The following is an 11,811-nucleotide window of genomic DNA, read 5'->3' as shown; positions in this document are numbered from 1 at the left end:
TTAATGCCAGAGATGAATCTTTTTACCCTGATTGATACCACGCATTGGCATGCAACGGCCATGTATAGAGAAACAGCTTTAAAACATATAGAGCCAGGTCTATGTGCCACAGTATATGTAATGGCTAATCCTAATGTAGCGATCCAAGGCAAAGTGGAAAACATCGGTTGGGGCGTTTCGTCAGAGGACATTATTCATTTGCCACGTGGGATGCCTTATGTACAAAAAACCGTGAACTGGGTAAGAGTCGCACAGCGGTTCCCCGTACAAATTGCACTGGATATAAAACCAGAGCACGAGTCATTATTAAGAATGGGAGCTTCTGCAACCACTATTATTCATGATGGGCAATATTGTGACTAGTTCAATTTGGTCTCGAGTCAAAGCAGATCTGCGGCCGTTTAGTGGCCGTTGGGAGCAGTCTTGGCGTATTGCTTTGTTGTGTGCGCTAATGACATTAGTCGCAATGACCTACCAAATCCCCGAGGCAGCCATTAGCTGTTATGTGATTTTTTTTGTTATGAAGTCCGATGCTGCCGAAAGCACGGTATTGGCTTTGGCATTAGTGGTTTTGGTTTCTATCGTTATTTTGGCTCTTGTTGGGCTAGTGAATCTTACCATTGACTCACCTCCAGCACGGCTAACTGCTTTGGTCGTTAGCTCATTGCTTTTTTTATTTTTAGGTGCCGCCAGTCGTCTGGGCCCATTAGGTGGCATTATTGCGTTAGTAATCGCTTTTGTCCTGACTTTGCTCATGTATGTGCCAGTTGGGGAGCTGGCCACTCGAGCTTTGCTGTATGCTTGGTTAATGGTAGCCGCCCCAATGGCGCTGGTGGTTGGGTTTAATTTACTTGTAGGGCGCCAGCCCAAGCATGTGTTAGTCAATGAGCTTATTGAGCGCTTACAGTTGGCGGCGATGGCGTTAGAGGGACAAGCGCCAACAACCGCATTGCGTCAAAATCTAGCACTAGGTGTCGAAGCACAGCAAAAAAGATTAAAGTGGCTTAAAGCTTTTCATTTGGTGCCTACGGCTACGTATAAATGGTTAGATGCGGCGGTGTTACAGAGCTATCGTATCTTATTGGCTGTGTTGGCGTTACGGAATCAACAGCAGACAGAGCATAATGCAGAGTTAGCTGCCGCTTGTCGTGCTGCTGCACACGACTTAGCGCAGGGGCAACGACCACAGCTATGGTCGTTTACGCAGTCATACATTACCAACAGTGCTGCACATGAAATCAAAACCGCTTTGATGGCGTTAGCCAGCGAGGATAAGCCACCGGTTATCCCCGAGGAAAAGCGTCCCTTTTTTGCTGCCGATGCACTAACTAACCCGATCTATCAACAAATAGCTATTAAGGCGACTGGTGCGGCTGTACTGTGTTATTTGATTTACAGTGCTATTGACTGGCAGGGTATTCATACAGCGATGATTACGTGTTATGTGGCCGCTCTAGGCTCCACAGGAGAAACCATTCATAAGTTATTTTTGCGTATTGTTGGTTGCTTGATCGGTGCTTTTTTTGGGGCGGTGGTGCTGCTGTTGTTTATGCCGTATATGACATCGGTTGGTGCCTTGATGATCGCGGTGTTTGCGGTATGTTTGCTTGCCGCTTGGGTGGCACTGGGGTCTGAGCGCATTTCCTATGCCGGGATTCAAATTGCATTTGCTTTTTTGTTGATTACTTTACAAGGGTTTGGGCCTGATATTGATTTGAGTGTGGCACGTGATCGTGTGGTTGGGATTTTATTGGGTAACGTGGTGATGTATTTGGTTTTTACCCATATTTGGCCGCAAAGTGTTATGCGTTCGGTGCAGCGGCGCCTTCAGGTGATAGAGAATAAGCTTCAAACGTTAAGGCAGCAAAGCACGCAAAATAAAGCGGCGGCGGTACAATGCGCCGCTGGTATCGCCCAAGAGCTTGCTTGGGTGAAATATGAGTTTGGGCTAGTGCTTTTAGAGCCGAATGACCTACGCCCCGCGGCAACGGTGATTAAGCAGACGCGTGCGCAAATCAAGCAGTTACAGCAGCGCTTTGAACAGCGTGGCTTGTTAACGGGGGGGTCGGAAAAGCTAGCGTTGGTGTAGTGGAGGCAAGGCCGCGATGTCGATTTGTCCCATCATAAAGGCTAAATTTGCCGAGGCAATTAAAGCTGCTGAGTAGGCGACGGTTTGAGCTTGAGTGGCGTCAATAAGAGCATTGGCGGCCTCGGTGGCTAGCATCATGCTGCCTAGTCCAACCTCGTAGGACTCGAGTGCCGCATCATAGGTTAGGCGAACCGCATCGACCAATTCGGTAGCGGCGGTATAGGCCTCTAGTGCAGAGCGTAGGCTATTGGCAGCAAAATGAATTTCACGTAGTGCATCGTTTTGATTTTTACGTACGAGCTCTTTAGCGGCGGCGGCGCGAGCTTCGGCTTCGCGCAAACGCATGCGACGTAATCCACCATCGAATAAAGGAATACTCACCCCCAATAGCACAGCCGTAGAGGCAGATTGCGGGCTGGTTTCAGCCAGGCCATTGATATTAAAGTGGGTGGAGCCGGCTGATGCTACGCCCATTAGGGCAACTTTGGGTAAGAAGTCAGCTTTTACCGAATCGATGGATTTTTCCGCGGCACGTCGTGCCGCGTCAGTAGCGATGAGATCAGGGCGATAGGCCAGTGCTGCTTGCAGCGTAGCATCGTCGGGTAGGTCCTCATAGCGTGGTAATTGTCGATCAGAGGCGTCAGCAATATGAATCTGCGTAGTGGGGGGTAAGCCCGCTGCAGCAATTAGAGCGTGATAAGCGTTACGCTCTGCGCCTTGGTTTTGAACCAAGCGGAAATTAGCTTGTGCTTGTAGTTGTTTAGCCTGAGCTACGTCTATCGCTGTGCCGACCCCTGCTTGAAATCGAGACTGGGCGGCGTCGACAAGCTTAGTGGTGTTTTGTAAGTGTTGGCGAGCTAGCTCGGTTTTTTGACGTGCTGCACTGTATTCGTAAAAGGTGCGTGCCACATTAAAGATGATGGCTTGATGCGCGGCGTTAAATTTAACTTGGCTGGCAAAGCTTATATCCGAGGCAGCACCATGTAAAGCATTTCTTTTGCCAAAATCAAAAAGTAGCCATTTCAAGCTTAAGGCGGGGACAACCCCATGGACAGAGCTGTGTGTACGGGTGTCAATATCTATAAGAGGTAAGTCTAGGTCTGTGTGGCGTTTGCTGCGTTGGTAGCCCCCAATGACGCTGGCTGAAATCATTGGTAGGTAGGTAGCTTTAACCATACCGGCAGCAATGGCGGCCTGCTCGGCTTCTAGCCAGGCAATGCGAGTAATAGGGTTATTGGCTTGTGCTAAGTGAATGAGCTCCTCGAGCTGATAACTATGTTGTGTATCCAGTTGCTCCACTTCTGGTAGGTGGCTTAAATTAAATTGAGGAGGGTAAGTGGGTACCGTAGGCGCTGGCTGTTGTGGGTTAGCGCTTACCGTTGGTGGTGGGTTAGGGATGGGCGGCAAAGCCGTTTGGCAACCTACCAGTAAAGATACCATCAATAAAAAAACGCCCGATCTAAACATAGATAAAAAACCAAAAAACTGTTGTAGTACTAAGTGTACCCGTATCTTTACTTTTGGTTTAGACGTTTTGTTGTAATGTTACAGAGGGACGTACCCCATATAGACGTTGGTAATCAGCGGCAAATTGACCCAAATGACTAAAGCCGGCAAGAAGAGCGAGCTCGGTGACTGTGTGGCGCTGGGGGTCTGCTCGCAATAAGCGTTGGTGCACATCGTGTAGACGCTGTTTTTTAACGTATTGCATGGGGCTAATGCCTACAAAATCTTTAAATCCGGCATAGAGGGATCGGGTGCTAATCCCAACATGTTGGGCAATACGAGTTACGCTTAAAGGCTCTGTTAAGTGTTGGTGAATATAGTCCTTGGCTTGCTTGATAGCGTGAGGTGTTAATGTTTGTACGCTAGGTAAGAGTTGATTGTGCTCCCATACATCTAATAAGCAAGCAAAAAACGTGTCTTCTAGTCGCCGTTGGGCTTGTGCTTGTTCGAACCAGCTGCCTTCAGAGGCTTCTTGAAATTGCCATTGTAATAAGCGCCATAAACTGGCACCAGCCCCTTGGTCCAGAGCTAATACTGGAGTAAAGAGAAGCTCATCTTGTAAAGGACGCTGGTAGTGTTTTTGAAAAAAATGTTCCAGGCTGGTTTTACAGATACGAATAAAAAGCTTGTCAGTGTGCTGACTATGTTGCATAGAAAAAATTTGGTTTGGGTTAAGCAACGAAGCACGTTGTGAGCTGTAATAAAAGCTTTGATGAGAAAGCTGAATTTTTTCGTGGCCCTGAATAGGAATTTGTAAAAGATAAAAATCGGTTAAAGGTTGGGGCTGAATATGAACCGTAGCACCATAACGTAAGCGCCCCCAGCCCAGTCGTTGGCTTGCGCGATAGTAAAGGTGGGTATTGAGTTGGGAGGCGTTATTTATTTTCAGGTGGTGGGGACAGAGTACTTGTGCGACATGATGTTGCACCTGATCTACGTCGTAGGAGTGCAGTTGAGCATAACGCTGTAGAAGTTGATGCATACGAGCCTCCTTATAAACGATTCCACAAAAATACTATAGTAGTAATTAATTTAGGCCTAATCTATTAGTACATATACGCAGCAAGTCAAGAGCTGGGAATCCACAGGAAAAATGTGCGGTTTTTTGATAGGGGTGCAGTTTTTAGATAGTAGCAGTCAGCGTTATGTTTTTAAATATAAAACAAAGACTTATTATGTTTAGGAGACAAGCATGGCGCAAAATCGTTTATTAACTAAGGACCATTTTTTGCTCGGTACATTTGCCACGAATTGTGGTGGTGGTATGACCGTGTCAACTTTACCTGATCGCTGGCAGGCCACATGGGAAAACAACGTAAAACTGGCGCAGATGCTTGATGAGGCTGGCATTGATTTTATGTTACCAATCGCGCGCTGGGTGGGGTATCGCGGCGAGACGGATTTTCATGGCTATGTGTTAGAAACTATTACCTGGGCGACGGCACTGTTAGCACATACGAAAAATATCAATGTTTTTGCAACAGTACATACCGTTGCTAACCATCCTGTGGCGTTGGCTAAGCAGATAGCCACGATGGCTCAAATTAGTGGCAATCGTGTGGGTCTAAATATCGTAGCGGGTTGGAATAAGCCTGAATATGATGCACTAGGTCTAGATTTGCCTAATGATCATGAAACGCGATATGGGTATGCGCAAGAATGGTTCGATGTTGTGCGCAAACTGTGGGATCATGCGGGACGTTTTGATTGGGAGGGAAAATATTTTCAGCTTAAACAGGTGCATAGTGATCCACGGCCTGATTATCACCCTCCTATTTTTAACGCAGCGGGTTCTGGTCAGGGGCGAGAGTTTGCAAGCAGTAATGCGAATTTTTTATTCACGCCGGCCATGGAGCTAGAGCGCTCACGTCAAGAGGTCGCTGAGCTTAAAAAAATGGCGGCAGATAAAGGGCGTGAGGTTGGGGTGATGACTTTTTCCCATGTAATTTGTCGCCCAACCCAGGCAGAGGCAGAAGCAGAGTGGCAGCGCATGCTTGACCATGCAGATACTGGGGCTGTGGATAATTTAGTGAATTTGCAGTTTGCGCATGCGCACTCTTTTCCCCATGAGCTTTTAGCTCAGATTCGAGAGCGTATGACAGTAGGGCATGGTGGTTTTCCGCTGGTAGGGACACCCGAGCATGTGGCAGATCAAATCTGTGCGCTGCATGAGGTCGGTTTTCGGGGGACGACGCTCTCATTTTTTGATTACGTCAAAGAGTTTCCTTATTTTCGTGACGAGGTGCTCCCCATTTTAAAAGCGCGTGGTATTCGTGACGCCTAAAATGGGGAACGGGTTTTTTAACTACTGAGCTAGCCATTGTAGGAGCTGCTGGCTCAGTTGGTCCCCAGCCATCCCAAAAGCTTGGATGACGGCAGGGATATCGGTACTGGTCGCCGGCTGTTCAATGACAAAGCGTTGGCTGCGCTGGATAACGGATTGCGCTCTGTCGATGAGCTGGGCCTCGAGCTGTACCACAACCACGGGCTGTTGTTGGCGGTATTGCACTTGAAAATGACGTAGATAGCTCTCTAGCGCCCATTTTGTTTTGACGGCGGCATCGGTGCTAACCGCTTGAAACAGCTGTGCATCGTGTAGAGCTTGTACCAAGCGGTCACGTAAAATGACAGGAGCATTATCGGCCCATTGGGTGCCTTTATAAACCTGCATTTCACTACCATCTGGCTGTACGATCACACGATTGCTATTAATTAGGCGATTTGCATTAGGTGTTGCCACATAAAGGCTGTGATCTTTGTTTTGTTGCAGTGCTGCCATTGGGGCGGCGGGCAGGTCATAACGAGTTTGAGGCTCGGCTTCGGGCAGAATGGAGCAGCCCCCAAGTAATAAAGCGGCGCTAAGCAAAACAGGTTGAATCAAATGACGAGTGGTGCAAATCATGGTTGGAATTCCTGTATGGTGTCACCGCCCAACATATATTGAGCCGGATTATTATGAAGCTCTTGGGTAATGGCTTTGATATTAGCAAGGGTCTGGCGTAATTCTTGCATAGCCGGTGCGATTTGAGCAAAACCTTGACTGCCTTGGTTGATGGCTGGCGCATTATCTTTGAGAATATGTTGTAGCTCTTGGGTGGCTTGCGTTAGGTTTTGCATGGCTTCGTTGGCTTTAGCAAAGGCACCATTGCCTTCTTTTGTAATCAGCTGGCGTGTTTCTTTGAGCATTTTTTCTGCTTCGGCGCTTGCGCTATTTAGACTTGCAAATAAGTCGGGAAGGTCTTGAGTACCGTCAGCAAGTTGTTCGAGTAGTTTTTCGAGTTGCTCAATGCTGTTACCAATACGTTTGGCATTATCGGAAGATAAAAAAGCGTTAGCATTAATCAGTAGCTCGGAGACATTGGTCATTAACTCCTCACCACCGGCCATCAGTTGTGCAATAGGTGAGGGTGTAGCCATGATAATGGGTTTTTTTTCGCCCTCAGGGGCAACCAGGTCAGGGCTATCTGGCGTGCCACCTGTGAGTTCAATTACAGAGGTTCCCGTAATACCTGTTAAGGCTAAGCGCGCCTTGGTGTTTTCTTTTACGGGGATGGTTTCTTGAATCGTAATGCTCACAAGCACACGACGGATATCTTGTGGGTCTAGCTCTAATCGTGTGACCTCACCAATACGAATCCCATTGTATTGCACGGCGCTGCCGCGGCTTAGCCCTCGGACAGCCTCGGTAAAGACCACGGTGTAGTCTTTGGTTTTATTATCATTACCGGTTTTGGCTAGCCAGAGCGCAAACAGGACTGCGCCGGTAGCGATGAGTAAAGTAAAAACGCCGATCAGAATATGATGTGCGCGTGGTTCCATTATGTATTCTCCTGACGTCGTTGTTCTGCTTTTTGAGCGGCGCGCCCACGGGGCCCCTGAAAATAATCCTGAACCCAGGGGTCATCAAATTGCTCGACGACGTCTAAACTATCATTGATGATGACTCGCTTCTGGGATAGCACGGCGACACGATCACAAATGGTGTAGAGCGTGTCTAAGTCATGGGTGACTAAATAGACCGTTAATCCTAAGGCATCACGTAAGGTCAAAATAAGTTGATCAAAATCGCTGGCCCCAATAGGATCCAATCCGGCCGTGGGCTCATCCAAAAACAAAATCTCAGGATCTAAAGCAAGCGCTCGTGCCAAAGCAGCGCGTTTTATCATTCCACCGGACAACTCGGAAGGGTATTTATGTGCCGCATTGGCAGGTAAGCCTGCGAGAGCCATTTTAAGCCGTCCTAGGTCTTCGGCTTCGGCGCGGCTCAGACCACTGTGTTCTATTAGGGGCATGGCAATGTTTTCGACCACTGTTAGGGATGAAAACAACGCCCCTTGTTGAAACAACACCCCAAAACGACGCTCCAATTTAGAACGTTGTTCAGCATTAAGATCGGCAATTTTTTGACCAAAAACGGTGATTTCGCCCTCGTTAGGTGGACGTAATCCTAAAATGGCACGTAATAAGACGGATTTTCCAGTACCGGATCCGCCCACAACCCCGACGATTTCGCCTGGGTAGACGTCCATATCCAGATTCTCATGGACCACATGTGAGCCAAACTGATTGCGTAAATGGCGCACTTTAATGATGGGTTCTTCTTGCTCACGCTTTTTTTGACGGGCTTTACGGTCGGTTAAGTCGGTCATTTACCACCCCATTTCCATATAAAACAAGGCGGCCAGCGCATCCAGTAAAATCACGATAAAAATGGAATGGACGACCGCTGCGGTGGTACGTTCCCCGACGGATTGTGCACTTCCTGTGACCTTAAACCCTTCTAAGCAGCCGATCACTGCAATTAAAAAGGCAAAAATAGGTGCTTTTGCCATGCCTAAAAAGAAGTGGCGTACAGAAACGTCTTGCTTAAAAATCTCAATAAACATGGTGGGCGAGATGTCTAAGGTCCAAAAGCTGACTAAAGCACCCCCGAAAATCCCCGCAATCATACCAATAAAGGTCAGCATGGGTAAGGCAAGTAGCATGGCTAAGACACGGGGTATTACTAGAATTAGCAAGGGGTTGAGCCCTTGGGCACGCAACGCATCAATTTCTTCGTTGGCTTTCATGGAGCCAATCTGAGCTGTAAACGCACTGGCGGTGCGCCCGGCCATGAGGATTGCCGTCAAAAGGACCGCAAACTCACGTAGAAAAGAAAAGCCGACCAAGTTAACGGTATAAATTGTTGCTCCAAAATCCGCTAAGATCGTAGCCCCTAAAAACGCAATCACGGCGCCGACTAAAAAAGTTAGGAGTGCAATAATGGGTACGGCATTAAAAGCGGTTTCTTCGACCTGCGCCACAATCGCTGTTACACGCCATTGGCTGGGGCGTAGCATATTGAAAAACAGGGTCTCTAGAGTAAGACCAATAAAAGCGAGTAACTCTATTGCTTGGCGCCAAAAGCGGTGGGTAGCTTCGCCGATACGTACAAAAAAATCGCCAATAGCAGAGTGCTGTGGTAGCGGCGGGGGTGGTTCTTGAGTACTGAGAGCATGGGCCACGGTGCGTAGCAGGGCGGCGCGTTCCGCTGATAGCCCTTGCGCATGATCGAGCTGCGCTTCAAGATGTTCTGGTGTCATGAGCAAACACAACTGTTCTGCGCCTGCTGTATCCAGTTTTTCTAATGAGGAAAAATCAATATGCTCGTATTTTTGGGCATGCTGCGTAAACTGAGCGAGCTCGTGACACAGCTGACGGTAGTGCGCTAACACCCATTCACCCTGAAGAAACAGGGTGTTGTTTTCATAGCGAAGAAAGTGAAAGGAGGATTGAGCCATAGACACAAAGTCTACCGTAAAAAAATAAACCGGTTGTTGTTTATCAGCGATAGCTGGGGGCAATCACGCTCGTTTTGGCGAATCTTTGCAATTTGTGGCAGGCTTTGGCTCTGCTGTTTAGACAATCTATGCATTTTAGTACAAGTTAGAGGTTATGCACGAAGTGTGATTGAAAAAAGGATGGGGGCAGACTCCTAGGGTTTACCACTAAACAAAAAGGGCATGTGGCGAAAAAACAAGGTATACACTTAGAGTTGGTGAGTAGGATTGAAATAGAAATTGCTATAGGAAACATTTATGTTTGAACATGTCGCCCCTTATGCAGGGGATCCTATTTTTCGTATCGCCGCGCAATATCAGGCGGATCAGCGTGAAAACAAGGTTAACCTAACTATTGGCCTGTACTTTGAGGATGACGGCAGCGTACCTTTGCTCGACTGTACCCAAGCGGCAGAGAAACATTGGGCAGCAAAGAAATTGCCTCGTACTTATTTGCCCATGGAAGGATTAGACACGTATCGGGATGGGGTTCAGCGTTTGGTATTTGGCGAGCAGAGCGAAGCGTATCAGTCTAAACGCATTGCTACGATTCAGACATTAGGTGGTACCGGTGCGTTAAAAGTTGGGGGTGATCTTTTGCACGAGGCCTATCCAGATAGTCAAATGTGGATTAGTGATCCGGCTTGGGACAATCACCATGCGATTTTTGGGGGCTGTGGTATCAAAACTAATAAATACCGTTATTTTGATGCTCAGACCCAAGGGGTGGACTTTGAAGGCATGATGGCTGATCTGGCGCAGTTACCTGCTCAGAGCTTTGTGCTATTGCACCCTTGCTGTCATAACCCAACCGGGGCCGACTTATCCAAGGAACAGTGGCAGCAACTGATTGCGCTCATTAAAGAAAAGCAGCTCATCCCCTTTTTAGATATGGCTTATCAGGGGTTTGGGCAGGGGCTCGATGAGGATGCCTATGCGGTACGGGCTATGGCACAAGCCGGTGTATTGTTTTTAGTCGCAAACTCTTTTTCTAAGAATTTTTCTTATTATTCTGAGCGCTGTGGTGGCTTATCGGTAGTGTGCAAAGATCAGGCTGCTGCAGAGCGAGTTTTAGGCCAACTGAATGCATGGGTGCGTAAAAATTACTCTAACCCGCCTTCGCATGGGGGGCACGCAATTGCGACAGTGTTAAATACCCCCGAGCTGTATCAAGGTTGGGTAGATGCCGTCGATGCGATGCGTGCGCGTATTCATACGATGCGTCAAACGGTTTATGACAGGCTAACAGAACTAGCCCCGCATTATGATGCGAGCTATATGATTAAGCAGCAGGGCATGTTTAGTTATACCGGCTTGTCTTTGGAACAAATTCTACGGTTACGCGAGGAGTTTGGGGTCTATATGTTAGATTCAGGGCGTATTAGCGTACCAGGGTTAACAACAAAAAACGTAGAGTATTACGCTAAATCATTAGCTGCGGTTGTGTAAATTACTTTTCGTTATCTTAAGAGCAAGGACGCTTTGAGCGTCCTTTTTTTATGCCTAGTGATTACCCTTGATTTCATGAGTGGATGCCTAAAAGCACAAATTCTCATGCACAAAAACACAAATGTGGCGAGCGCTGCTTTTTATACTTGAAGTGTAAAAAAACGCCTTAGCCCGTATAACGAGGAGACCAATTTATTATGACAACGCAGACAATTTCAGGGATTCGAGAGCATATGATTATTGGCGGCCAGCCAGTAGATCAAAGCCAAGGTGTACGCATTCCTGTTTATAACCCCGCTACAGGGCAAGTGATTGCACAGCAACCCGAAGCGGGAGTTCAGGGTGTGGATCTGGCTGTAAAAGCGGCGCATCAGGCATTGACACTACCGCTGACCCGGTGCGCGACAAGTCCCGCCGTTCAGGGCGGGGAAGGATAGCGCGGACGGCGCAGCCGTCCTTGTCTTTGGGTTTCAGTGTGGGGTTTGCTGCTACTCGATGTACTGGCGCACGATGGAAATCGGCGCGCCGCCGCCGCTTGAAGCGAAATAGGACGGCGACCACAGCACGCCTTTCCAGTAGCGCTTCTGGATGTCGGGCCGTTCCTTCCGCAGCAGGCGACTGGAGACGCCTTTGAGGCTGTTCACGAGATTGGAGACAGCCACCTTGGGCGGGTATTCCACAAGCAGGTGAACGTGATCGTCCTCGCCGTCCATCTTGATCAGTTGCGCCTCGAAGTCGGCGCAGACTTTGGCGAAGATCGTGCGCAGCCGGTTGATAGCATCTCCATCGAACACTCTGCGGCGATACTTCGCTACAAAGACCAAATGGACATGCATCTTAAAAACGCCGTGTCGTCCATGCCTAATATCGTTGTCGTCGCTCATAGGCCAAATTATAATATCCGCATGCAACGCCTCCAAGCCTTCAAATACGAACTGCGACCAGACG

At 48.1% G+C, this 11,811-nt stretch carries 11 protein-coding genes and 1 pseudogene; 5 read left to right on the top strand and 7 right to left on the bottom strand.

Features of this window, described 5'->3' with window-relative positions; translation table 11 throughout:
- Both Q1V74_RS06570 and Q1V74_RS06565 read left to right on the top strand, forming a co-directional pair.
- A pseudogene (locus Q1V74_RS06570) lies at window positions 1-363 on the top strand (multidrug transporter subunit MdtN); the annotation flags it as partial.
- The gene (locus Q1V74_RS06565) at window positions 356-2,089 is read left to right on the top strand and encodes an FUSC family protein (protein WP_300647585.1); all 1,734 of its coding nucleotides are present in this window, start codon (window positions 356-358) and stop codon (window positions 2,087-2,089) included. The pseudogene Q1V74_RS06570 and the gene Q1V74_RS06565, both read left to right, overlap by 8 nt.
- Here the strand turns inward: Q1V74_RS06565 and Q1V74_RS06560 are convergent.
- Together Q1V74_RS06560 and Q1V74_RS06555 are read right to left on the bottom strand one after the other, a co-directional pair.
- Window positions 2,075-3,556: a TolC family protein gene (locus Q1V74_RS06560; RefSeq protein ID WP_300647584.1), complete on the bottom strand. Its 1,482-nt coding sequence runs from the start codon at window positions 3,554-3,556 to the stop codon at window positions 2,075-2,077. The two genes, Q1V74_RS06565 and Q1V74_RS06560, sit on opposite strands and share 15 nt — an antisense overlap.
- Window positions 3,557-3,614: 58 nt before the next feature.
- Window positions 3,615-4,577 carry a helix-turn-helix domain-containing protein gene (locus Q1V74_RS06555; protein WP_300647583.1) on the bottom strand — a complete coding sequence of 321 codons (963 nt, stop codon included), beginning with the start codon at window positions 4,575-4,577 and terminating at the stop codon, window positions 3,615-3,617.
- Window positions 4,578-4,787: 210 nt separating this feature from the next.
- Between Q1V74_RS06555 and Q1V74_RS06550 the strand changes: the two genes are divergently transcribed.
- Entirely contained in the window at window positions 4,788-5,879 is a 1,092-nt protein-coding gene (locus Q1V74_RS06550) for an LLM class flavin-dependent oxidoreductase (RefSeq protein ID WP_300647582.1), read from the top strand.
- A 21-nt stretch (window positions 5,880-5,900) separates the two neighbouring features.
- On the opposite strand, the gene Q1V74_RS06545 is transcribed toward Q1V74_RS06550, so the two are convergent.
- Genes Q1V74_RS06545 through Q1V74_RS06530 form a run of 4 tightly spaced genes read right to left on the bottom strand, consistent with a single transcriptional unit; the run spans window position 5,901 to window position 9,381 of the window.
- Complete coding sequence (locus Q1V74_RS06545) at window positions 5,901-6,497, bottom strand: ABC-type transport auxiliary lipoprotein family protein (protein ID WP_300647581.1); 597 nt, start codon at window positions 6,495-6,497, stop codon at window positions 5,901-5,903.
- Window positions 6,494-7,414: an MlaD family protein gene (locus Q1V74_RS06540; protein WP_300647580.1), complete on the bottom strand. Its 921-nt coding sequence runs from the start codon at window positions 7,412-7,414 to the stop codon at window positions 6,494-6,496. The genes Q1V74_RS06545 and Q1V74_RS06540 overlap by 4 nt, the downstream gene beginning before the upstream one ends.
- Window positions 7,414-8,244, bottom strand: coding sequence for an ATP-binding cassette domain-containing protein (locus Q1V74_RS06535; RefSeq protein ID WP_260650688.1), 831 nt, complete (start codon window positions 8,242-8,244; stop codon window positions 7,414-7,416). The genes Q1V74_RS06540 and Q1V74_RS06535 overlap by 1 nt, the downstream gene beginning before the upstream one ends.
- A complete protein-coding gene (locus tag Q1V74_RS06530; protein ID WP_300647579.1) occupies window positions 8,245-9,381 on the bottom strand; it encodes an ABC transporter permease in 1,137 nt (378 codons plus the stop codon).
- A gap of 291 nt (window positions 9,382-9,672) precedes the next feature.
- Here Q1V74_RS06530 and Q1V74_RS06525 point away from each other — a divergent pair, with 291 nt between their 5' ends.
- Together Q1V74_RS06525 and Q1V74_RS06520 are read left to right on the top strand one after the other, a co-directional pair.
- A complete protein-coding gene (locus tag Q1V74_RS06525; RefSeq protein ID WP_300647578.1) occupies window positions 9,673-10,863 on the top strand; it encodes an amino acid aminotransferase in 1,191 nt (396 codons plus the stop codon).
- Between the two features lie 197 nt (window positions 10,864-11,060).
- A complete protein-coding gene (locus Q1V74_RS06520) occupies window positions 11,061-11,300 on the top strand; it encodes an aldehyde dehydrogenase family protein (protein WP_300647577.1) in 240 nt (79 codons plus the stop codon).
- Between the two features lie 51 nt (window positions 11,301-11,351).
- Here Q1V74_RS06520 and tnpA read toward each other — a convergent pair whose 3' ends face one another.
- Complete coding sequence (gene tnpA / locus Q1V74_RS06515; protein WP_300647587.1) at window positions 11,352-11,747, bottom strand: IS200/IS605 family transposase; 396 nt, start codon at window positions 11,745-11,747, stop codon at window positions 11,352-11,354.
- Window positions 11,748-11,811 lie beyond the last annotated feature (64 nt).

Origin of the sequence: Paenalcaligenes sp., assembly GCF_030152715.1 — a bacterium.
In the GTDB taxonomy this organism is placed as follows: Bacteria; Pseudomonadota; Gammaproteobacteria; order Burkholderiales; family Burkholderiaceae_B; genus Paenalcaligenes; species Paenalcaligenes hermetiae.
The sequence above is the reverse complement of the archived record's forward strand: the minus strand, read 5'-3'. Positions and strand labels throughout refer to the sequence as shown.

Coding starts and splice junctions, on each gene's coding strand:
- Q1V74_RS06560 (WP_300647584.1), bottom strand. CDS start 3,556: ATGTTTAGATCGGGCGTTTTTTTATTGATGGTATCTTTACTGGTAGGT.
- Q1V74_RS06555 (WP_300647583.1), bottom strand. CDS start 4,577: ATGCATCAACTTCTACAGCGTTATGCTCAACTGCACTCCTACGACGTA.
- Q1V74_RS06550 (WP_300647582.1), top strand. CDS start 4,788: ATGGCGCAAAATCGTTTATTAACTAAGGACCATTTTTTGCTCGGTACA.
- Q1V74_RS06545 (WP_300647581.1), bottom strand. CDS start 6,497: ATGATTTGCACCACTCGTCATTTGATTCAACCTGTTTTGCTTAGCGCC.
- Q1V74_RS06540 (WP_300647580.1), bottom strand. CDS start 7,414: ATGGAACCACGCGCACATCATATTCTGATCGGCGTTTTTACTTTACTC.
- Q1V74_RS06535 (WP_260650688.1), bottom strand. CDS start 8,244: ATGACCGACTTAACCGACCGTAAAGCCCGTCAAAAAAAGCGTGAGCAA.
- Q1V74_RS06525 (WP_300647578.1), top strand. CDS start 9,673: ATGTTTGAACATGTCGCCCCTTATGCAGGGGATCCTATTTTTCGTATC.
- Q1V74_RS06520 (WP_300647577.1), top strand. CDS start 11,061: ATGACAACGCAGACAATTTCAGGGATTCGAGAGCATATGATTATTGGC.
- tnpA (WP_300647587.1), bottom strand. CDS start 11,747: ATGAGCGACGACAACGATATTAGGCATGGACGACACGGCGTTTTTAAG.